Below are 22,119 nucleotides of genomic sequence, written 5' to 3'. Positions count from 1 at the left end.
CCGGGTTCAACATCATGACCACAAAACCTGTGCTCCACCGTGACGATCCCGATGCCGAACCTCTGGTCGGCAACATCAAGGTGACACGTGACGACTGGCTGAATGTGGCCATGGATGTGCTGATTTCGGATGGGGTCGAGCAGGTCAAGGTGCTGAATCTGGCCGAGCGGATGGCGGTCTCGCGATCATCTTTTTACTGGTACTTCAAATCTCGGCAGGAATTACTGGACGCATTGCTGGCACGCTGGCAGGCCACGAATACGGCTGCGTTGATTGCGCAGACCGAGGCCCCGGCCCAAACGATCACAGCCGCCGTATGCAATGTGCATCGCTGTGTCGTCAATACAGCGCTGTTTGACACTGCGCTGGACTTTGCGGTGCGGGATTGGGCCCGCAGGTCTGGAAAGGTGCGCCGAATGCTGGATCAGTCGGACGCAAAACGACTGCAAGCGTTGCACGTGATGTTTGCACGCTTTGGGTATTCAGCGGATGAGGCCGAGACGCGGGCGCGAGTGCTTTACTACATGCAGATCGGTTATGACCTTGCACAGTTGAACGAACCGCTGGCCACGCGGTTGTCGCTGGTTCCACACTATCTTTATGTTTTCACAGGGGTCGAGCCGCGACCGGAAGAGATCGAAGAATTCAGCGCCTATGCGCGACGTTTCTGGGAAGGGGATCCATCATGAGCCAACCTGATGCAATCATCATCGGCACCGGCGTAATCGGTGCGGCCATCGCGTTCGAGATGTCCAAGGCAGGGTGGAAGACCCTGTCGCTGGATCGGAACACGCAAGTAGGCCACGGCTCAACCGCCGGGTCCTGCGCGATCATAAGAATGCACTATTCCACATTCGACGGGACTGCGTTCGCTTGGGAGGGTTATCATTATTGGCGCGACTGGGCCGAATATCTGGGACTGCCTGCGGAAACCAATCTGGCGCAGTTTCGCGAAACTGGATGTCTGGTTATGAAGACGGCGGCCAATGAATTTCTGGAAAAGCACAAGAAATACAGCGCTGAACTGGATTGTCCGTTCGAAGAGTGGGGGGCAGAGCAGATCAAAGATCGGCTGCCTGTCTACACATTGGACAGCTTTGCTCCGGCCAAACGCATGGATGATCCCGACTTTGGTCAACCCAACGGAGGGCACATGGAAGGCGCGGTCTATTGGCCTCAGGCCGGTTACGTGACCGACCCGGCGCTTTCAGCGCAGAACCTGATGGATGCTGCGAAACTGCACGGGGCTGGATTGCGAACCGGGGCTGAGGTCGTCGAAATACTGACCGCCGGGGGCCGTGTCTCCGGGGTCCGGCTGGCGTCAGGCGAAGAAATCCACGCAAAGGTAATTATTAACGTTGCCGGTCCCGGTTCTGCAATCATCAACCGGATGGCAGGTGTACTGGATGACATGACAATCGAAACCCGCCCCTTGCGGCAGGAGGTGGTACATGTTCCGGCCCCGGAAGGGTTCGATTTCGAACAGGATGGCACGATCGTATCTGACAGCGATATCGCCTGCTATTGCCGTCCGGAATATGGCAATCACATTCTGATCGGATCGGAAGACCCGGAATGCGATCCGCACCAGTGGTGCGAGGATGACGTGAACTACAATCACGATTTCACGGATCAATGGACGACGCAGGCAATGCGTTATGCCCAGCGGGTGCCCAGCCTTGGCATCCCATCGAAAACCCGCGGGGTGGTTGATCTGTACGATGCGTCGACCGACTGGATTCCGATCTACGACAAGTCCAGCCTACCTGGATTTTACATGGCCTGCGGAACCAGCGGCAACCAATACAAGAATGCGCCGATTGCGGGCAAGATGATGACGTCCCTGATCGAGTACTGCGAGGGTGGGGCCGATCACGATGCTGATCCTCTGCAATTTGAGCTGCCTTATATCAAGCGCAGCATCAATGTGGGGTTCTATTCGCGGAAACGGCCGATCAACGAAGAAAGCAGTTTTTCCGTTTTGGGCTAGAGAGACAGAAAAAACGGACTAAGTCGCCTGTGGAGTGGTAAGAGGCCCAGCAAGGCATGACCGATAAACGTCCAAAAGTTCTGATACTTGGAAGTGCCCCTTCGGCGATGGCTGCGCGGGACTGGCCGCGTGGCCCGTTTTCGCATGTGCTTGCGATCAACAACGCCTGGCGGATTCGTGATGACTGGGACATTTTGGTTCATCCCGAAGATTTCCCAGTCGAAAACAGACCCAGGAGAACTGAGCGGTCTCAGAGAATTGTCAGCGCAAAAGAGTATGTCCCGGCGCAGAACAAGTATGGCGGCTTTGTCTATGCCGGTGGAACGATGGCGTTCACCGCAGGGTATTGGGCTCTGGCTGCTCTGAACCCGGCAGTCCTTGCTTATCTTGGATGTGACATGGTGTATCCCAAGTCGGGTAAATCTCACTTTTACGGGCGGGGCACTGCGGACCCCCTGCGCCCTGATGTGACCCTGCGGTCGCTGGAGGCAAAATCAGCGCGGCTTGCCCTTATGGGCGCTGGGCAGGGGTGCCACGTGGTCCGGTTGTCGTCTGGGCACAGCCGTTTGGCGTTTCCCAGCGTTTCAAGAGACGATCTGAGTGCCGCTGGTTTACCCGATGCAACTGGAATGCAACGCGCGCTGAGCGCCGAAGCAAAGATCGATTACTCCGTTCCGTCAGGACGATACTGGGAGGTCGAGGAGAGGTTCGACCCCAATGTAGTAGACAGGTTGGATCGACTCTGGCTGTCGACCTACAAGGCCGCGATCCCGGATCAGGCCGTCTGTTCTGTCTGATCCTGAACCATTTGCGAAACATTTTTGCGGGCCGTTTCTGCAGACTTGATCCGAACTGGACCATAGCCACGGATTTCGTCGGCACAGGCTAATATCTCGCCCCATGTACCCGCATTCGCGTCAGTATAGCTTGTCATGAGCTGGTCCAGCAGATCTTGGTACCACGACAATAGCTCTCGATGCAGGCGCGCCTCTTCGTGGTAGCCGAAGGGATTGAATACGGAGCCGCGCAGGGGGCGGGCATTGGACAGAACTTTCAGAACGGGTTGCAGCCATGGACCAAAGACCTGTTTGAGTGGGCGACCGCGTTCATCTTTGCCACGGCTCAGAAGAGGGGGCGCCATGTGGAACTTTACCGAAAAGTCGCCTTCGAATTTCTCGGATAGCTCCTTGGTGAATTGGCCGTTTGTCATCAGGCGCGCCACTTCGAATTCGTCTTTGTAGGCCATAAAGCGGAACAGGTTTCTGACAACGCTGTGCAGCAAGTTCTCATCTGCATTGGGCAGCGCGCTTCGAATATCAGCAATCCGGTCCTTGTACGTTTGGCTGTATTTTTCGTTCTGATAATCGCGCAGAAACTCGGCGCGGCGTTCAATCATCTGATCCAGCGTTTCTTCGTGGGCGGTGGTATCGCCAAACTGGGTCAACTCGTCGGGCCGTGCAGCGATATTGCGACCGATGGCAAAGGCCAGCCGGTTCTTTTCGATCGCGACACCGTTGAGCAATATAGCCTGACCCAGCGCGCTGTGTGAAACCGGAACAAGCCCTTTTTGCCACGCATATCCCAGCATGATGACATTGGCGAAAACGGCATCGCCCAGCATGTTTTCAGCGGCGGCGTTGGCGTCAAATCCGGACAGGTTATCTGCGCCAACGACACGTTCAATGGCCTCCTCCCGCGATTTCACGTCCAGCTGTGCATCGCGGCGCAGAACCAGATCGCCTGTTGGCATTTCAGCCCGGTTCAAAACCACCTGAGTCCCTTCGCGATAATGCGCCGAAGCTTTGGGTGCGGAACTGACCACAACGTCGCATCCAATCACCGCATCTGCGGTTCCCTGATCAATCCGGACCTGATTGAGCGCGTCAGGAGAGACCCCCAGACGAATATAGCTGAGGACGGTCCCAAACTTCTGCGCAAAGCCTGTGAAATCCAGTACTGATGCACCTTTCCCTTCGAGATGTGCGGCCATGGTGATCAAGGCCCCGACCGTGACAACGCCAGTGCCGCCGACCCCGGTGACCAGCAGATCAAATGGCCGACCCAGTTCAGGCAGGTCGGGGTGCGGCAGGCCGCTTTCGAGCCTGCCCAGATCCAAATCGACCGCTTTCTTGTGCCTTGTTGCACCCTCGACCGTGACAAAGCTGGGGCAGAAGCCGTTCAGGCAGGAAAAGTCCTTGTTGCAGGAGCTCAGATTGATTTTGCGTTTTCTGCCAAGCGGTGTTTCGCGCGGCTCGACGCTCAGACAGTTGGAGGCGACCGAACAATCCCCACAGCCTTCGCAAACCAGATCGTTGATCCAGACAAAGCGTTTGGGATCTTCCATGGTTCCACGCTTGCGTCTGCGGCGCTTTTCGGTGGCGCAGGTCTGTTCGTAGATCAGGACCGTTACACCGGGTATTTCCCGCATCTCGCGCTGCAGGGTATCTAACGCGCCCCTGTCATGGAACGTGGTCTGGGGGGGAAAGTCTGTGCCATGAAACTTGGAGATGTCATCCGAGACAATCGCTATTCGTTCGACACCTTCGGCGCGGCAGGTTTGGGCGATAGCGGCAACGCTGACCGGGCCATCGACAGGTTGCCCGCCTGTCATGGCGACGGCATCATTGTAGAGGATCTTGTAGGTGATGTTTGCGCCCGCTGCGACGGCTTGTCGGATCGCGAGTGATCCCGAGTGATACCAGGTGCCTTCGCCCAGATTCTGAAAAATATGCTTGCCGCCGTTGAACTTGGAGGCGACCACATGCGGCACACCTTCGCCACCCATCTGCGCGTAACCCACAGTCTGCCGATCCATCCAGCTAGCCATGACATGGCATCCGATCCCGCTGGCCGCGGTTGAGCCTTCGGGCACTTTGGTGGAGGTGTTGTGCGGACAACCCGAGCAGAAATAGGGCGTGCGTGTAGCGCCGGACACATTGATGAGCTGTGGGGGTGTATCGGTCAGGGCTTTGGCTTTGGTGGGCAGGTTTTCTTCGGGGAAGAACCGATCCAGCCGTGCCGCTACAATAGGAGCCAGCATCAGCGGGCTCAGCTCACCCGTCCATGGGATCAGAGGCTCGCCATGACTATCGTATTTACCGACCATCTTGTGCGGCTTGTCGCCGGGCCAGTCATAGAAATACTCCTTGAACTGGCTCTCAATAATGCCGCGCTTTTCCTCGACAACCAGAACCTCGGCTTTTCCCTTCACAAAGCGTAGCGCATTTCGCCGGGCCAGCGGCCAGACCATGCCGACCTTGTAGATATCGATGCCCAGACGGCGACAGGCGGCTTCATCCAGACCCAGCAGGCGCAGCGCCTCCATCAGGTCCAGATGGCCTTTGCCTGTAGTGACAAATCCAAAACTGGCCTTGTCGATGTCATAGATGCGGCGATCTATCGGGTTGGCTTCGGCAAAGGCGCGAACAGCGCGCAGTTTTTGCCGAATGCGGGTTTCGATCTCCGGAGAGGGCAGGTCGGCCGAACGTACATGCAACCCGCCTGCGGGCAGATCGATCTCGGGCAGTACAAAGTTCCGGTCAGGTTTCAATTCGACCGAACGCGCGCTTTCGACGGTTTCCGAAATCGCTTTGAACCCGACCCACGTGCCGGAATAGCGGGAAAGCGCCAGCCCATATTCGCCGAACTCGAGATATTCATCTACCGAGGCCGGGTTCAGGGTTGGCATGAACCATGCCATGAAGGCCACGTCCGACTGATGCGGCATTGAGGAACTGACACAGCCGTGGTCGTCCCCGGCCACTACAAGCACACCGCCCTTGGGCGACGATCCATAGGCGTTCCCGTGCTTGAGCGCATCGCCGGACCGGTCCACGCCGGGGCCTTTGCCGTACCACATGGAAAAGATACCTTCGACCTCGCACTGTGGATCGAGGGTGGCTTGCTGTGCGCCCAGAACGGCAGTGGCCCCGAGGTCTTCGTTCACTGCGGGCATGAAGGTGATGCGCTCATCCTTCAGCCGCGCTTTCGCGCGCCATAACTCTAGGTCGAGCCCACCCAGAGGTGAGCCGCGATAACCTGAAACAAAACCTGCAGTGTTCAGGCCAGCCTCGCGATCCCGACGGGCCTGATCCATCATGATTCTGGCCAGAGCTTGAGTGCCGGTGAGGAAGACCCGTCCGGTCGTCAGGTCATAACGGTCTTCAAGTTGGTATGTTCGGGGGGCGGGGTCGAGATGGCTCATTGCTCAGTTCCATGGGGCTGCCTTTGGAAGTGAGGAAGATTAAACCGATTCAGGTGAAAATTTATGCCTGATTGGTCGGAGTATTGTACGTGCGGTGAAAATATTGTTCAATTTTGCCGTGATTTACGGAAAGTGTAGCCAAATCCATGTTGCTAGATGATAGAGACCGTCGAATTCTGACGATGTTGCAGAAGGACAGCCGAATATCGAATGCCGATCTGGCCGAAGCCGTCGGCATGTCAGCATCAGCGTTGTGGCGCCGGGTTCGCAGCCTGGAAGAGGCAGGGATCATCGAGCGCTATGGTGCTGTCGTGAACCCAACCGCGATGGGGTTGAGCTTTGAAGCTATCGTGCATGTTCACCTGACGCGGCATGACCCCGAGAAGATTGTCGAGTTCATTCGTGCCATCGAAATCAGCCGGGAAGTGCAGGACTGCTACGCAACAACAGGGCAGGCGGACTACCACCTGCGCGTATTGTGCGCTGATCTGGCCGCATACAATTCCTTCCTTGAGGATTTCCTGTTCCGCCTGCCTGCTGTTGCCAGCGCGCAGACGAATGTGGTTTTGCGACCGATCAAGCGGAACCGTCCTGTTGAATTCTGAGATCAGGCCACGAATTTCACCCATGCCCAGGCCATGGCGATATAGGTCAGATTGTGCATGCACTGATCCAGCCCGGCCGCACGCCAGAAAGCAGCCTGATCAGGCTGCAGCTTTTTCTTGTCTGAATAGCTGGCTTTGAAAAAGTCGATGTTGAAATGAACAATCCACTCTAGTGCGGCGATGATCAGGATGAACTGAAGTGGCGCGCCAATAACCAGAAAAACAAGAACAGACCCAACAACATGCACTGCGGCATGCTGGGCGCGTCCAACGTGAAAATATTCCCCTCGCCCAGAGAGCATCTTGGGCGTTTGCAAGTAAAAGTCGGCAAACATGTGCTTGATCTGCAATAGGCAGAGCAAAAGCAACACCGTGCCAAGAGTAGCAGGCAAAAGTACCTCCCGATATCGTCCTGGATGTAGAGACTAGGCACTAAAATCGTGTCGCGCAAATGAACTAGTTCACACAAGCTAAATAAAAGTGAAAAAATGGGAAACTATTTGCCTAGCCTGATGCCGATGCAGTAAATTCCCACTGCTGGTCTAGGTAAAGATCGCCATATTTGGATAACGGTTCAGTTGCAGGGGCAGGTGCCATAGAACGCACAATCTTCCGTTTCATCTGGAAATACTCAAAACGCGATCAGCTGATCCTGCTGGCCGTGACGGCGACGCTGTTTCCGCTGTTGTATCTGACGTTGGAGTTGCCAAAACGCATCATCAATGATGCGATCGGCGCGACCAGTTCGATCGTCAATGTCTGGGGATACAGTCTTGAGCAAACCACCTTTCTGGTGATTCTGTGTTTTGCCTTTCTTGCGGCTGTTCTTGCGCATGGTCTGATGAAAATGCGGATCAACACCATGAAAGGTGTGCTGAGCGAACGTATGCTGCGCAGGTTCCGCTATCAGCTGATCAGCCGGGCTCTGCGATTCCCGCAGCCGTATTTCGAACGCGTCAGTCAGGGCGAACTGGTCTCGATGGTCACGGCCGAAAGCGAGCCGATGGGAGGCTTGATGGGGGATGCCATCAGTCAGCCGGTTCTGCAGGCCGGGCAGATGCTGACGATCCTGTCCTTTTTGTTCCTTCAAAGCGTTTGGTTCGGGCTTGCCGCAATTGCCCTTATCCCATTGCAGGCCTGGCTGATCCCGCGCCTGCAGCGCCAGATCAATCTGCTGAACAAGAAACGCATTCAGGAAGTGCGCGTGCTGGCCGCGCAGATCGGCGAAAACGCGGCCGGGGCCTCGACGTTGCGGGCAAATGGTGGCTGGCGCTATCGGCGCGCGATGATCTCGGATCAGCTGGGCCGCCTGTTTGGCATCCGGTTCGAGATTTACCAGAAGAAGTTCTTTATGAAGTTCATAAACAACTTCATCTCGCAGCTGACGCCGTTCATGTTCTATCTGATTGGTGGCCTTCTGGTGTTGCAGGGATCGGTTTCGCTGGGCGCGCTTGTGGCGGCGCTGGCGGCCTATAAGGATCTGAGCTCACCCTGGAAAGAGCTGCTGACATACTACAACCAGACACAGGACATGTCGCTGCGCTGGGAAGTTGTCATCGAACGCTTTGCACCGGATGGCATGCTGGATGAAAAGCTGTTCGAGGGAGAGCCGACTGAGCGGCCAAGACTGAACGGTGACATCGTTCTAGATCACGTTTCGGTTCGCGATATGGACGGAAATCAGGTTCTGGATGATCTGGATCTCACATTCCCCTCGGGCAAAACGATCGGTATCGCGGCCCCCAGCGAAGAAGATCGCCGTGCCTTAGCGGAAACGCTGACGCGTGAAATATTGCCAAGTTCCGGCAAGGTAAGGATTGGCGGGGTAAATCTGTCTGATCTGCATCAGGGAGTTGTTGCGGCAAGGATCGGGCACGCCACCTCGCGCCCGGTGATGTTTCAGGGAACTGTGGGCGATAACGTCATGATGCCAATGCGGTTCAAGCCGCTCTCGGACCAAGCCAACGATCCCGATTTTCACGAGACATTGCGCGCTGGGAACAGCAGCGATCCTTTCCGAACCGAATGGTTGGATCCGTCACTAGCCGGGTTTGAGAATCCCAATCTGCTGCGCAACTGGTGGCTGCAGCTGATCGACGGCATGGGATCAGGCGCGACCCTGTTCCAACGCGGCAGTGAACAGGTCTTTGACGCCGCCGAGCATCCTGAACTTGCCGCCAGGCTGGTTGAACTGCGCCCGCTGGTGCAGGAGGCCGTGCGTCGGGAGGGGTTGGAGCAACAGGCGCTGGTCTTTGACCGGGCGACATATAATCCTGCATTGCCGGTGGTCGAAAACCTGCTGTTTGCCACACCACGGGTTCCGGTCACGCAAAAGTTGCTGTCAGAGCAAACGATTTTCCTGGGTCAGTTGCGGGAATTGGGCCTGGATGAAACCCTGATCAGCCTGACGCGTGACGTGATCGAGATGTTGCGCCAGATCTTTGGTCTGGATGGCACCGACCATCCACTTTTCCGTAAACTTGGGCTTGAGGCTTCGACCTATGAGGCCGCTGTTGAGTTGGTCGAAAAGACGCGCAAAGACGGTGCCGTTGGTCTGGATGATGAGCAGCTTGCCAGTATGCTGGCTGTGCCTTTTGTCATTTCGGCCGAACAGATCGGCCCTGCCTTCAGCGAAGAACTAAAAAGCCGCATTCTGGAGTTGCGACATAGCCATTCGGAAGAGTTGATGGCGCGGTTGTATGATGTGTTCGTCCCGCTGGATTCATCGGAATTCGCGCCCGGTCTGACGGTCATGGAAAACGCCCTGTTCGGCAAGGTCAGCCAGATCGGCGGTGCGCGTTCGGACGAAGCACGCAAAGTGATTGTGGATGTTCTGGCTGAAAACGGAGCCCGTTCTCTCGTGGTCGAGCTGATTTATGACGTGCCTGTCGCACTGGGTGGGCAGAACCTTCCGGCAGCGTTGGCCGAGCCGCTGGCCTTTACCCGGGCCACGATTAAGAAGCCCGACATTTTGATCCTCGAAAACGCGCTGGCCAGCTATGACATGGACACGCAGATCGCGGTTTACAAAAACCTTCGGGAACTTCTGCCTGAAACCACCGTCATCTATCTGAATGACCAGTTTGAAGAGCCGGATGTCTTCGACATGTTCGTTGAGATCCGACAAGGCCGGGTCGTTTCTGATCAGGGACCGGCAGATGTCGAGGGCGATGGCGCGGCGTCGGCAGACCTGGCGCGCAAATTGCGGGCGCTGGAGCAGACGCCACTCTTTTCTGGCCTGGATCGTCGGCAGCTACGCCTGCTGGCCTTTGGTGCGCGCTGGTTTGAGGCCAAAGCTGGTGAGGTTGTGTTCCTGAAAGACGACCAGCCAACCGATGGCGCGTATATGATCCTTGAGGGCGAGGCGGGCTTGTATCTGCCGCAGGATTCCGACCCGGATCAGTTGATCACGCGCGTGGGTGGCGGAACGCTGGTGGGCGAGCTTGGATTGATCCGCAAAGAACCCCGCGCGCTGAGTATGGTTGCCGAAACGGATCTGGTCTGCCTGCGCATCGGTGAAGAAGAATTCCTGGCCGTTGTCGAGAATGATGCGGCCACGGCGTTCAAGCTGTTGCAGGTTGTTGCGGGATACGTTGCGAGCTAGTGCAACTTAGCCATCTGCTTTGCAGAACTGGGAATAGAGCAGCTCGATGACCTGTGCTGTGTTGCCATCACTCAGCGAGTAATAGATCGTCTTGCCTTCGCGTCGGGTTGTTACAAGGCCTTCTTCACGCAGACGTGCCAGCATCTGACTGACTGCGGCCTGACGCAGTTCCAGCAACGCCTCCAGCTCTCCGACGGATCGTTCACCCGCACCCAGATGACACAGGATCATCAGGCGACCTTCGTGTGCAAGCGTCTTGAGAAACGCGGCAGCCTTCGCTGCGCTTTCCTTCATGTTTGCCGGTGTCTCGGGCGGCAGGTTTTGCGGTTCGATATCTTGAATTGTCACGGAAGTGCCGGTCTGGGGGTTTGGGGTTGGCGCAATATGCCCCAACCCAAGCTAATTTGTCACCCCTCTGTCGCGGGAGCACCACCCTGAAAGGCGTTGCCGTTGACATAGTCGCAGGGTTCTTCCTGCATCTGCAGGTGCAAGCCATCGCCAGAATAGGGATGCGCGCGGGCCAGATCTTCGTCCACCTCAATTCCCAGACCCGGCGTTGTCGGCGGAGTGACGAAGCCGTTTTCAACGCGGATCGAGCCTTTGATCATCTGATCGTGGAATGGGGTTTCAATGGTTTCGAGCAGCAGCAGGTTCGGAATCGAAGCCGCCAAATGGATGTTTGCTGCCCATTCCACCGGACCCGCATAGAGGTGCGGTGCCATTTGCGCATTGAATACCTCTGCTATCGCGGCCACTTTCTTCATTTCCCATATGCCGCCTGCACGCCCCAGCGCCGGTTGCAGGATTTCCGCAGCACCTGCACGCAGGACCGCACCAAACTCGGCTTTTGTGGTCATGCGTTCGCCGGTTGCGACTGGAATGCGGACGTTGCGTGCCACACGTGCCATGTCTTCGATCATGTCCGGCGGTGTCGGCTCCTCGAACCAAAGCGGAGAGTAGGGTTCCAGTGCTTGTCCAAGACGGATCGCACCCGCGGTGTTGAACTGACCATGGGTTCCAAAAAGCAGGTCGGCTTTGTCGCCGACTGCTTCTCGGATCGCTTTACAGAATGCCACGGACATCGAGATGTCGGACATGGCCGGCATATGCCCGCCGCGCAAGGTGTAAGGGCCTGCCGGGTCGAACTTGACGGCCGTAAAGCCGCGCCGAACCATTTCAGCGGCGCATTCCCCGGCCTGCTCGGGAGAGGTCCAGAAATCCGTCAGATTATGTTGCGGCAGCGGATAGAGGTAAGTGTAGGCGCGAATGCGTTCATTCATCTTGCCGCCGAGCAGAGCATAGACTGGGCGGTCGCGATCTTTACCCAGGATATCCCAGCACGCGATTTCCAGCCCCGAGAATGCGCCCATGACGGTTAGGTCGGGTCTTTGGGTAAAGCCACTGGAATAGGCGCGCCGGAACATCAGTTCGATGTTCTCGGGGTTTTCTCCTGCCATGTGCCGTTCGAACACGTCCCGAATGACGTGCTCCATTGCCTTTGGCCCGACGGAGGAAGCATAGCATTCCCCCCAACCCGTGATGCCGGTATCGGTGGTGACTTTCACCAGTATCCAATACCGGCCACCCCAGCCCGGTGGGGGCGGCGCGGTGACGATGATATCAAGATCCTGCAGTTTCATCGGGTGTCCTCCCCCTGAATGGCGTTAGCCCCGGTCAAACAGGATCACGTTGCGCTTGGCCGATCCGGTTTTGGTGTCTTCGATCGCGTCGTTGATCTGATCCAGCGACCATCGGCCCGAAATCAGTTCATCCAGTTTCAGTCGCCCCTGTTCGTACAGGTCGATCATCCATGGGATGTCGCGCTGAATGACAACATCACCCATTTTCGAACCGATCAGACCTTGTCCGATGGCGGCCAGAATGACTGGCTCATAACTTGCCTGAGCGCCGGAGTGGGGCATGCCGATCATGACCGCCTTGCCGCCGCGCCCCATATAGCGGGGGGCCTGATCATAAGCCGGTATCGCACCGACCGTGATCAGAACCGCATCAGCACCACGTCCGCCAAGTGCCTTGTAAGACGCTTTCCAGGGTTCTTTGAGCGTCGCCAGAACGCCATGAGTGGCGCCGAATTCTTTGGCAATCTCAAGCTTCTCTTCTGTCATATCGACGGCCACGATGCGCCGCGCGCCTGCCAGCCGTGCACCCTGAATGGCGTTCAGGCCGACGCCACCTGCTCCGATCACCACGACATCCTGACCCGGGCGCAAACCGGCGGCGTTGACCGCAGCGCCCACGCCGGTGATCACGCCGCAAGACAATAGGCTTGCCACATCCTTGGGCATGGTTTGTGGGATTTTGACAATTTGTCGGTGACTGACCACAACCTTTTCAGCAAACGCACCACAGGCCATCGCCTGTTCAAGAGGGCCACCATCGGCGGTGCGCAGCGGGCCTTTGACGGTATCGTAAGGTGTTTCGCAAATGGTTGGCTTACCGCTGGCGCACGAGGGGCAGGAGCCACAGGCGCGGATCAGTGTCACAACAACCGAATCCCCAACCTGAAAATCCCCTGCCGCATCTCCGACAGCGGTAATGATGCCTGCGGCTTCGTGCCCGTAAACGGCTGGCAGGAAACCGCCCCACGCGCCGCTGGCATAGGTGATGTCCGAGTGGCAGATGGCTACCGCGTCCAGAGTAACCTCGACCTCGCCCATCCCGGGCGGGGCGATTTGGATTTCCTCAATCACCAGTGGTTCATTAAAGGCGCGGCATACGGCGGCTTTGATGGTTTGCATGGCTTCCCCAAAATTTGCTTTGGGTCACGGTGGCGCGTCGAGCATCAAGCTGCAAGGCGGAAACCGCCATAGATGTGTCGTTGTTACACCTCGGCAGGGCGAGAGCTCAGAAAAAGGACAAATCCGACCAGCATCAGGCCCAGGGCCAGCAGGAACGGTGCCCCGGGGAGGTATATTGGCGCGCTTTCCTTCGCGAATTGGGCGAACACACTGGTCATAACCAGCGGGGAAAGGATCATGGACAGCGCATGAAGGGCTGCAAGAACCCCCTGTAACTCGCCCTGCTGAGAATCGGGCGTTGCACGGGACATCATGGCCTGTAGTGCCGGTGTCACGACTGCGCCCAATGCGGTTATTGGGATTAGCATCAACGCGATTTTGCCACTGGTCAAAAACGCCAGCAGCGCAAAGCTGATGATTTCAAAACCCATACCGGCGAATATCGTTACCCTCTCACCGAGATACCGTGTTGCGGGTCGGATCAGACCACCCTGAACTGCCGCCATGCCGATTCCGTAAATTCCCAACGAGAATCCGATGATCTGTGGGGACCAGCCAAAACGTTCGACCGTGAAATAGGACCAGATTGCCGGATAGACGTAGATCGAGACCGAGTAGAGGAAGTATACCCACAGCATCGGTCGAATGCCCGGCAGCGCCGCGATGGCCTTTAAAGAACCGGCCGGATTGGCACGACGCCAGTTGAAGGCGCGCCGGGTTTTGTCCGTCACGGTTTCCGGCATCACGAGGCAGCCCGCGATAAAGCCAAGTGCAGATAATCCGGCAGCAGCCCAAAAGGGAGCGCGCGTTCCAAATTCGCTCAACAGCCCGCCAAGCAGGGGGCCGAGAACAAAGCCTACTCCAAATGCTGCGCCAAGCAGACCAAAGTTCGCTGCCTTCTCATGTGGCTTGGAGACATCTGCCATGAACGCCGCCGCGGTCGAATGCGTGGCGGCAGTTATTCCACCGACGATGCGGCCGATCAGCAGCAGCCAGATCGATCCCGCAATTGCCATCACTACGTAATCCAACGCCATCACGAATAGCGAGACCAACAGAACTGTCCTGCGTCCGTATGCGTCTGACAGGTTTCCCAGAACCGGGCCGAACAGGAATTGCATGGTGGCAAAAGCCGTGCTCAGCACGCCGCCCCAGATCGCGGCATTGGCCAGCGATCCGCCCTGAACCTCGACGATCAGCTCGGGCATGATCGGCAAGACAAGACCGATGCCCATCGCGTCGATCATCACGGTGCAGAGTACAAACAGAAAAGGCAGGCGCATGGGAACCGGGTTCAAGTATCTTTGGGCGGACCCTAGCCCCGGTCGCATCCGGTTGAAAGAGATGCTTTTGGGCAAATTACCTCTGGTTCACCTGACGTTCCGTAAGTCGCGGAGTGTGGTTACCTGAAATCAGAAATTCCGGGTGATCTGATGGATCATTCCCGCCAGCGTCCGGGGGTGTGAAAAGAACGGAGAGTGTGACCCATCTATGTTCAAGCGCATGTCGGGAGCTGCGCAATGGCTCATTTGTTCTTCGTATTCGGTCGGAATGGTATGGTCATCCAAAGCGCGGATATAGCCTTTTTGCACTGAGGCAAATTTCTCGCTGAGCTGTAGCGGCGTATCCTGAGGCAGGATCGCCTGAGGGCACAATCTGGGCAGAGCGTAAGACGTCACTTCGGGCGGGCAATCGTGGTAGAAAAGATCATGCACGCGATCCGGCAGAACTGTGTAGGATAATCCATCTGCGGACTTTTCAACCGCGCCTTCGGTCAGCTGTCGTGGTGCTCGTTTGCGCATTTCAATCATCGAAACACCGGATTGCGGGACGTAGGCACAGACATAGATCAATGCGCGCATTGAGCCGGGTGAGGCCTCTGCAGCAGCGCTGATCGGATAGCCGCCCCATGAATGACCGACGACGATGGTTTCCGGGCTGGATGCTTTCAGAACCGCATCCCGGCAACTGTCCAATGTAACCTCGGCGATTGGGGTTGGGTCCGATCCATGACTGGGCAGATCAATCGCACGTGCGGTGTGACCGAGCGCCGTCAGTTCGGGTAGCAGATCGCGCCAGCACCAGGCGCCATGACAGGAACCATGAACCAATAAGAAATCGGCCAAAGAAACTCTCCTTCAAATATGCCCAATATCCACTAAAAATTCCTTGAGTATCTCGGCGTACCTGGCCGGCTGCTCAACACAGGGCAGATGCCCGGCTTTGCGCATCAATTCAAATCTTGAGCCGGGGATCAGGTTGATGGTCTCACGAACCAGATCAGGGGGTGTTGATCCGTCATCGCTGCCCGCGATGCCAAGCGTGGGCAGGCGTAAACCGCTGGTGGGGGTGTAGAAATCTGTGCCTGAAATTGCTGAACAACAACCCAGATACCCGTCCAGCGGCTGGCGCACCATCATGTTGCGCCAGAGCTCCATCTCTGGCGTTTCGCGGAAGGTTTTGGTGAACCAGCGTTCCATTGTGGCATCGGCAATCGCCTCGATGCCGCTTGTACGGATCGCATCAATGCGATCCTGCCAGATCGATGGGGTCGCAATTTTTGCGGCGGTGTTCGACAGCACCAGCGCCCGGACCTGATCCATGCGTTTGACGGCCAGTCCCTGAGCGATCATGCCGCCGATGGACAGGCCGACAAAGACGCAATCTCTGACTTGCAAGTGATCCAGCAGGTTCTCGGTATCGCGAACCAATGCGCCCATCGAGTAAGGCGCGGGCGGCTGCGAGGACAGACCATGGCCCCGCTTATCATAGCGGATAATTTGAAGGCCTGCGGGCAGCAGCGGCAGGATCGGATCCCATAGGCGCATGTCTGTGCCCAGTGAGTTCGCGAACACAATGGGTGCGCCATCGGGATCGCCATCGATCCGATAATGCAGTTTTACGTCCCCGAGATCGGCGATGTTCATAAATCGGCCCTTGTCTGCGCTTTTTCCGGTCGGAATGTGTGGTGCCTGTCCAGATTGCACCGGTTTCCGTCCGTTGTCAGGTCAGGAATTCCAACGCTTTAGCAAAAATTTGCGGATCAACATTCCCGCCCGAGGCAACAACAATCACCGCATCCCCCTCGATCTGATCCTTGCGGAACAGAGCCGAGGCCAGCGAGACGGCCCCGCCGGGTTCCAGTACGATTTTCAGGCGCAGGAATGCCAGCGCCATCGCATGCAGCGCTTCTTGCTCGGAAACGGCAAGACCCGGCCCACAGAGACGGTTCAGGATCGGGAAGGTGATCTGCCCGGGCTGAGGCGTCAGGATCGCATCGCAGATATTGCCGGACGTGGCGTTGTTGTTCTGAATGCTGCCTGACGCAAGCGAGCGTTTGACGTCGTCAAAACCTTCGGGTTCGCAGGGGCGGGGCCGCAGGCCGGGGGCGTGTTTGTCCAGCGCCAGCGCGATCCCGGACGTCAGGCCTCCGCCACCACAGCACACCAGAACATCGGCTTCTCTCACGCCCAGTTCCTGCGACTGGCGGGCGATCTCAAGCCCGGTTGTGCCTTGACCGGCTATGACCTGCGGTTCGTCATAAGGGCGGATCAGGGTCAGCCCGCGCTCGGCAGCCAGTGCTTCGCCAATTTCTTCCCGGCTTTCATTGGCGCGATCATAGAGGACAACTTCACCCCCCAGCGCACGGGTATTGTCGATCTTCAGCTGAGGCGCGTCCGATGGCATGATGATCACAGACGCTATCTCGTGTTTTGAGGCCGCCATTGCGACACCCTGAGCGTGATTGCCTGATGAATAAGCGATAACGCCACGCTGACGGGTAGAATCATCAAGGGCTGAAATCGCAGACCACGCACCCCGAAATTTGAAGCTGCCTGTATGCTGCAGGCATTCCGGTTTGATCAGCACTTTTCGACCTGCAATCTCATCCAGAAACGGAGAGGTCAGGATCGGCGTCTCCCGAACATGCCCTTTCAGCCGCTCGGCGGCCGCCTCGATCATCTCAATATTGCTCATGCGGCGTCCAATACTTTGCGAATGAGTTCAAGTGACTGTGGTTCATCCAGAAACGGGACGTGACCCCGATCCGGTATTTCGGCTGAAACAAGGTTGGGATGGCGTATGTGCATCTCTGCCAGTGTTGCGGCCCCCAGTACATCGGAGTTCGCCCCGCGGATCACACCAGTTGGTACGCTGCGCAGTGCGTCGAAAAGGTCCCACAGATCCGGCGGCGCGCCCGCAGCAGCCTGTTCGATTAGCGCAGTTCGCAAAGCGGGATCATAGCGCAGAGCCAGGCCATCTGTGGTTTCGCGATACTGAGCTTCGGCATGCTTGCGCCAGACAGTCAGCGGAACGCCGGGAAACTGGGGCTCCAGCGCTTGTTTCAGAATTTGTGCCGCCTCGTCATAGGTCTTTGAGACGGGTGGTTTGCCAACATATTCCATGATCCGCGCAATCCCGGTGGGCTCGATCACCGGACCAACGTCGTTCAGGATCACGCCAGACAATCGCTCAGGGTGGCTGACGGCAAGCGCCATCGCGATCAGGCCGCCGCGTGAAGTGCCGATGACCAATGCCTTGTCCAGTCCCAGGTGATCAAGCAATTCGATTGCGTCCTGGGCTTCGCGAATGATGTTGTAGTTCATGTAGTCGGGGTCGTAATCCGACTGACCGCGCCCCCGATAATCCATGGCGATCATGCGCAGATCTTTCACATGTGGTGCCAGCGATGCGAAATCCTGCGTGTTGCGCGTCAGCCCGGCCAGGCAGAGAACCGACGTGCCATTGCCGATATCCTCGAAATAAAGGCGCCTGCCGTCAGACGCAGTGAAAAATGCCATCAAAGCCCAGCCAGTTTCGGGATCGTCGTCAGGTCGGACAGTACATGTGCAGGCGTCCAAGGCAAGCGGTCCATTGGCTCACCGGCACGATTGACCCAGGCGGTCACAAAACCATACCCGCTGGCCCCCGCAGCGTCCCATCCGTTTGAGCTGACGAACAGCACTTCATCCCGGGTGCATCCAAATCGGTCCTGCACCAGATCATAAACCTTTGCATGGGGTTTGAAGACGCCGACACTCTCAACTGACAGGACATCGTCCAGCACATCCCCAATCCCGGCAGATTGTACGGCCCCGTCCAGCATTGGCGGTGAACCATTCGACAGAATAGCCGTCTGCATACCGCCCGCTTTCAGTGCCTTTAGCATTTCAGGAACTTCGGGATAGGCTTGCAACTCCCAATACAGATCCAATAGCCGCTGGCGCAGGGTCGCGTCGCCCTGCAGGCCTGTCGCCTCAAGCGCCCAGTCCAGACCATCCTGCGTCACGTCCCAGAAATCGGTATGCGCATCGGCAACGGCCCTGAGCCAGGTATATTGCAACTGCTTCAGGCGCCAGTGATTGGCCAGTTCCGGCCATTTTTTCTGCAGGGCCTCAAACCCCGGCTCTCCCGCGGCCTGACGTGCAGCCGCTGCAACATCGAACAACGTGCCATAGGCATCGAAAACACAAGTCGTGATTGCCATCTGCTTCTCCCCTGATCCGGCGCAGGTTGGCACAAGAGCTGAAGGGGTAAAAGAGCCAAGGGTTTACATTGTCGTGTGAGCCCCTAGGCTTGGCCGTTCCTTTCCTTATGAGGCCGGAGGCCAATATGACCGCAATCAAACAGGGCGACACGGTTCGCATCCATTACACCGGAACTTTGCTGGACGGTAACGTCTTTGACAGTTCCGAAGGACGCGATCCGTTGGAATTTGCGGTCGGGTCCGGGCAGATCATTCCGGGGCTGGATGCTGCGATTCCGGGAATGGAAGTTGGCGAGAAGAAACGTGTCGAAATCCCGTGCACCGAGGCATATGGCCCGATCAACCCGGCGATGCGGCAGGATATCCCGCGCGAGGGTATCCCGGATGATATCCCGCTTGAGCCTGGTACGCAGCTGCAAATGCAAACACCAGATGGGCAGGCCCTGCCGGTGACTGTGGTCGAGGCCAACGAGGCGACCGTTACGCTGGACGCAAATCACCCGTTGGCGGGACAGGATCTGATTTTTGATATCGAGATCGTTTCGGTTAACTGATCAGTCTGACCTACAGGCCCGGCAACTGGTTCAGAAACGGCCCAACCGCGTCACGCACCTGCGGTTGGGTGTAGAAGACGAACAGAATCAGCAGTGTGGAGAGGGTCAGCAGCATGATACGCGCGCGGTTGCTGCGCATCCCTGACTTGCGCCGGGATTGAGCTGCACGCGCGTTGCTTGCGATAATCTGGTCAAGTTTGTTCATAATGCCATCCCTGCCGCTGAAAGATGGTTAAATCTTGGCGGCGACAGGGAAAGATATGGTCACATCGAATCAGGCTGTGGCATGCCCAGAACGTGGAAGCCACCATCGACGCGAATGATTTCGCCCGAGGTGCAGGCGCCAGCGTCCGAAGTCAGATAAACGGCGGTGCCACCGACGGCTTCGAGCGTTGCGTTTGAGCGCATCGGAGCGTTCTGATCGCAGAACTTGTAGGTCTTGCGTGCGCCACCGATCGCAGCACCGGCCAATGTCTTCATCGGGCCGGGCGAGATCGCGTTTACGCGGATACCTTCGGGGCCAAGATCGTTGGCCAGATAACGGGTTGCCGATTCCAGTGCCGCTTTGGCAACGCCCATGACGTTGTAGTTCGGAACAACCCGGTTTGACCCCTGATAGGTCAGGGTTAGAAGCGTGCCGCCATTTTCCTTCATCATCGGATAGGCGCGGCGGGCCACTTCGATGAACGAATAAGCCGAAACGTCCATGGAATGTTTGAAGTTGGCACGGGTGGTGTTCAGGAACCGTCCGGTCAATTCGGACTTGTCCGAATAGGCGATGGCGTGCACGACAAAGTCGATGGTTGGCCAGCGCTCGGCCAGTTCACCAAATGCGCGATCCAGAGATTCGTCGTCAGTGACATCCGCATCAACCATGAAGTCGCTGCCAAGGCTTTGGGCCAGCGGTTCCAGCCGCTTGCCGAATGCCTCGCCCTGATAGGTGAATGCCAGTTCCGCACCGGCCTCGTGCATGGCCTTGGCGATGCCCCACGCAATTGAGCGGTCATTGGCCACGCCCATGATCAGGCCGCGTTTACCCTTTAGAAGATCCGACATCATTTTCACCCGTTATACTTTGACAGAACCATGGATCCGTTCGTGCCGCCAAAGCCGAAGCTATTGGTCATGACACTGTCCAAGCCTGCGTTTTCAACTACTTGAGTTGCAATTTCACCGGGCAGGATGCCTTCGGCAAGTGTGTCGACGTTGATCGACGGAGTAATAAAATCGTTGTCCAGCATGAGCAGGCAGAAGATCGCCTCAAGCGCGCCCGCCGCGCCCTGTGCGTGCCCTGTCATTGATTTTGTTGAAGAAATCGGAGGGACATTACCTTCGCCAAAGATGCGGCGAACAGCTTCGACCTCACCCACGTCCCCGACTGGTGTCGAAGTGCCGTGCGCGTTGATGTAGCCAACCTTACGTCCTTCGGGAACGGTCGAAAGCGCCAGACGCATCGCGCGCTCACCACCTTCACCGGACGGGGCCACCATGTCATGGCCATCCGAAGTAGCGGCATAGCCGGTGACTTCGGCATAGATTTTTGCGCCGCGTGCCAACGCGTGATCCAGATCTTCCAGAACGACGATGCCGCCGCCGCCAGAGATGACAAAGCCATCACGGTTCTGGTCGAACGCGCGGGAGGCCTTATCAGGAGTGTCATTGTATTTCGAAGACATAGCGCCCATGGCGTCGAACAGGCAGGACAACGTCCAGTCCAGTTCCTCACCGCCGCCCGCGAACATGACGTCCTGCTTGCCCAGCATGATCTGCTCGGCGGCGTTGCCGATGCAGTGCAGCGAAGTCGAGCAGGCCGATGTGATCGAGTAGTTGATACCCTTGATCTTGAACGCGGTCGCCAGGTTGGCGGAAATGGTCGAGCACATGCATTTCGGCACGGCAAAGGGGCCGATGCGCTTGGTCGCACCGTTTTTCAGAACTGTCTGGTGCGCGGTCAGCATCGCGCTGGTCGACGGACCGCCGGATCCAGCGACCAGACCGGTACGTGGATTCACAACCTGATCTTCGGTCAAACCTGCGTCGGCAATCGCCTGACTCATGGCGATATGGGCATAGGCCGCACCGGGGCCCATGAAACGCAAGGTGCGCTTGTCCACATGTTCCGTGACGTCGATCTTGAGCGAACCGGCGATCTGGCTGCGGAAGCCATGTTCAACCATCTGCTCATTGGCCTCGATGCCGGATTTGCCTGCTTTGAGCGAGGCGAGGACCTCTTCGGCATTGTTCCCGATGGAGGAGACTACCCCCAGACCGGTGACGACGACGCGACGCATAAGCGTACTCCTGTGTTCCGTTCCCTGTTGCTTGTCCGTCAGTTGGGGTCAGCTCTCGGACAATGCAACCTTCATGTCTTTGACCTGATAGATCACTTCACCATCGGCTTCGACCCGACCATCCGCCACACCCATGGTCAGGCGGCGTGTCTGCACGGCCTTTGTGAAATCTACATAATAGGTCAGCATCTTGCGGTCAGGGCGCACCATTCCGGTCAGTTTGACCTCACCTACACCCAGTGCGTACCCACGCCCCTGCCAGCCGCGCCAGCCCAGGTTAAAGCCTGTCAGCTGCCACAAGCCATCCAGGCCAAGGCATCCGGGCATGATCGGGTTGCCGGGGAAGTGGCAGTCAAAGAACCACAGGTCAGGTGTGATGTCGAACTCGGCCACAACATGACCTTTGCCATGCGCGCCGCCATCACCCGAAATATCGGTGATCCGGTCCATCATCAGCATCGGCGGGGCAGGCAATTGTGCGTTGCCGGGGCCGAATAATTCGCCACGGGCGCATTTCAGCAGATCGTCCTTGTCAAAGCTGCTCGGGAATTGGGCCATTCTGCCGCCTCTCCTGCCAGGGGTCCGTTTATTCAATCTGGCCTCGTCTAGCACCCGTATGCAAGG

General features: G+C 57.4%; 21 protein-coding genes. 6 read left to right on the top strand and 15 right to left on the bottom strand.

The genetic code is table 11. The annotated features are described in order from the left end of the window. The first annotated feature begins 14 nt into the window (after positions 1-14). The 3 genes from ACR0IO_RS14070 to ACR0IO_RS14060 are packed head-to-tail and all read left to right on the top strand — an operon-like array spanning position 15 to position 2,787. Positions 15-689 carry a TetR/AcrR family transcriptional regulator gene (locus tag ACR0IO_RS14070; RefSeq protein ID WP_155148889.1) on the top strand — a complete coding sequence of 225 codons (675 nt, stop codon included), beginning with the start codon at positions 15-17 and terminating at the stop codon, positions 687-689. Beyond that, positions 686-1,990, top strand: a complete 1,305-nt coding sequence (locus ACR0IO_RS14065) for an NAD(P)/FAD-dependent oxidoreductase (RefSeq protein WP_480742275.1) — start codon at positions 686-688, stop codon at positions 1,988-1,990. Before ACR0IO_RS14070 ends, ACR0IO_RS14065 begins: the two co-directional genes overlap by 4 nt. A 56-nt stretch (positions 1,991-2,046) precedes the next feature. Continuing rightward, positions 2,047-2,787: a hypothetical protein gene (locus ACR0IO_RS14060; RefSeq protein WP_480742274.1), complete on the top strand. Its 741-nt coding sequence runs from the start codon at positions 2,047-2,049 to the stop codon at positions 2,785-2,787. Here the strand turns inward: ACR0IO_RS14060 and ACR0IO_RS14055 are convergent. Further along, positions 2,766-6,194 (bottom strand): indolepyruvate ferredoxin oxidoreductase family protein, encoded by a 3,429-nt coding sequence (locus ACR0IO_RS14055; RefSeq protein ID WP_480742273.1) that lies wholly within the window; start codon positions 6,192-6,194, stop codon positions 2,766-2,768. The genes ACR0IO_RS14060 and ACR0IO_RS14055 overlap by 22 nt on opposite strands. Positions 6,195-6,340: 146 nt before the next feature. Between ACR0IO_RS14055 and ACR0IO_RS14050 the strand changes: the two genes are divergently transcribed. Next, on the top strand, positions 6,341-6,799 hold the full coding sequence (locus ACR0IO_RS14050) for an Lrp/AsnC family transcriptional regulator (RefSeq protein WP_480742272.1): 459 nt from the start codon (positions 6,341-6,343) through the stop codon (positions 6,797-6,799). 2 nt (positions 6,800-6,801) lie between these two features. Here ACR0IO_RS14050 and ACR0IO_RS14045 read toward each other — a convergent pair whose 3' ends face one another. Beyond that, the gene (locus ACR0IO_RS14045) at positions 6,802-7,191 is read right to left on the bottom strand and encodes a DUF3307 domain-containing protein (protein WP_155148899.1); all 390 of its coding nucleotides are present in this window, start codon (positions 7,189-7,191) and stop codon (positions 6,802-6,804) included. Between the two features lie 170 nt (positions 7,192-7,361). Between ACR0IO_RS14045 and ACR0IO_RS14040 the strand changes: the two genes are divergently transcribed. Beyond that, positions 7,362-10,403, top strand: a complete 3,042-nt coding sequence (locus tag ACR0IO_RS14040; RefSeq protein WP_480742271.1) for an ABC transporter transmembrane domain-containing protein — start codon at positions 7,362-7,364, stop codon at positions 10,401-10,403. Positions 10,404-10,409: 6 nt separating this feature from the next. On the opposite strand, the gene ACR0IO_RS14035 is transcribed toward ACR0IO_RS14040, so the two are convergent. The 9 genes from ACR0IO_RS14035 to ACR0IO_RS13995 all read right to left on the bottom strand — a co-directional run bounded on the left by ACR0IO_RS14035 (position 10,410) and on the right by ACR0IO_RS13995 (position 18,650). Beyond that, positions 10,410-10,697, bottom strand: a complete 288-nt coding sequence (locus ACR0IO_RS14035; protein WP_155149177.1) for an ArsR/SmtB family transcription factor — start codon at positions 10,695-10,697, stop codon at positions 10,410-10,412. A gap of 113 nt (positions 10,698-10,810) precedes the next feature. Continuing rightward, positions 10,811-12,043 (bottom strand): mandelate racemase/muconate lactonizing enzyme family protein, encoded by a 1,233-nt coding sequence (locus ACR0IO_RS14030; RefSeq protein WP_480742270.1) that lies wholly within the window; start codon positions 12,041-12,043, stop codon positions 10,811-10,813. Positions 12,044-12,067: 24 nt separating this feature from the next. Then, positions 12,068-13,162, bottom strand: coding sequence for a Zn-dependent alcohol dehydrogenase (locus tag ACR0IO_RS14025; RefSeq protein WP_480742269.1), 1,095 nt, complete (start codon positions 13,160-13,162; stop codon positions 12,068-12,070). 83 nt (positions 13,163-13,245) lie between these two features. Next, complete coding sequence (locus tag ACR0IO_RS14020) at positions 13,246-14,445, bottom strand: TCR/Tet family MFS transporter (protein WP_480742268.1); 1,200 nt, start codon at positions 14,443-14,445, stop codon at positions 13,246-13,248. Positions 14,446-14,574: 129 nt separating this feature from the next. Next, entirely contained in the window at positions 14,575-15,288 is a 714-nt protein-coding gene (locus tag ACR0IO_RS14015) for an alpha/beta fold hydrolase (protein ID WP_480742267.1), read from the bottom strand. A 12-nt stretch (positions 15,289-15,300) separates the two neighbouring features. Continuing rightward, positions 15,301-16,089, bottom strand: coding sequence for a 3-oxoadipate enol-lactonase (gene pcaD / locus ACR0IO_RS14010; RefSeq protein ID WP_480742266.1), 789 nt, complete (start codon positions 16,087-16,089; stop codon positions 15,301-15,303). Positions 16,090-16,165: 76 nt separating this feature from the next. Beyond that, the gene (locus tag ACR0IO_RS14005; protein WP_480742265.1) at positions 16,166-17,140 is read right to left on the bottom strand and encodes a threonine ammonia-lyase; all 975 of its coding nucleotides are present in this window, start codon (positions 17,138-17,140) and stop codon (positions 16,166-16,168) included. Continuing rightward, positions 17,137-17,964, bottom strand: a complete 828-nt coding sequence (locus ACR0IO_RS14000; protein ID WP_480742264.1) for an alpha/beta fold hydrolase — start codon at positions 17,962-17,964, stop codon at positions 17,137-17,139. The genes ACR0IO_RS14005 and ACR0IO_RS14000 overlap by 4 nt, the downstream gene beginning before the upstream one ends. Beyond that, the gene (locus ACR0IO_RS13995; protein WP_155148910.1) at positions 17,964-18,650 is read right to left on the bottom strand and encodes a haloacid dehalogenase type II; all 687 of its coding nucleotides are present in this window, start codon (positions 18,648-18,650) and stop codon (positions 17,964-17,966) included. Before ACR0IO_RS13995 ends, ACR0IO_RS14000 begins: the two co-directional genes overlap by 1 nt. Positions 18,651-18,775: 125 nt before the next feature. On the opposite strand from ACR0IO_RS13995, the gene ACR0IO_RS13990 reads away from it, so the two are divergent. Further along, positions 18,776-19,204 carry an FKBP-type peptidyl-prolyl cis-trans isomerase gene (locus ACR0IO_RS13990; RefSeq protein ID WP_155148912.1) on the top strand — a complete coding sequence of 143 codons (429 nt, stop codon included), beginning with the start codon at positions 18,776-18,778 and terminating at the stop codon, positions 19,202-19,204. Between the two features lie 10 nt (positions 19,205-19,214). Here the strand turns inward: ACR0IO_RS13990 and ACR0IO_RS13985 are convergent, their stop codons facing one another. The 4 genes from ACR0IO_RS13985 to fabA are packed head-to-tail and all read right to left on the bottom strand — an operon-like array spanning position 19,215 to position 22,053. Continuing rightward, positions 19,215-19,409: a hypothetical protein gene (locus ACR0IO_RS13985; protein WP_155148914.1), complete on the bottom strand. Its 195-nt coding sequence runs from the start codon at positions 19,407-19,409 to the stop codon at positions 19,215-19,217. A gap of 59 nt (positions 19,410-19,468) precedes the next feature. Next, on the bottom strand, positions 19,469-20,260 hold the full coding sequence (locus ACR0IO_RS13980; protein ID WP_155148916.1) for an enoyl-ACP reductase FabI: 792 nt from the start codon (positions 20,258-20,260) through the stop codon (positions 19,469-19,471). A gap of 5 nt (positions 20,261-20,265) precedes the next feature. Next, positions 20,266-21,495: a beta-ketoacyl-ACP synthase I gene (fabB, locus tag ACR0IO_RS13975; protein WP_155148918.1), complete on the bottom strand. Its 1,230-nt coding sequence runs from the start codon at positions 21,493-21,495 to the stop codon at positions 20,266-20,268. Positions 21,496-21,543: 48 nt separating this feature from the next. Next, the gene (gene fabA, locus ACR0IO_RS13970) at positions 21,544-22,053 is read right to left on the bottom strand and encodes a bifunctional 3-hydroxydecanoyl-ACP dehydratase/trans-2-decenoyl-ACP isomerase (RefSeq protein ID WP_093964585.1); all 510 of its coding nucleotides are present in this window, start codon (positions 22,051-22,053) and stop codon (positions 21,544-21,546) included. Between the last annotated feature and the right edge of the window lie 66 nt (positions 22,054-22,119).

This window comes from Ruegeria sp. CE12, from assembly GCF_056537525.1.
Note: the sequence above shows the minus strand (reverse complement) of the source record. Positions and strands in the feature narration are given on the sequence as shown.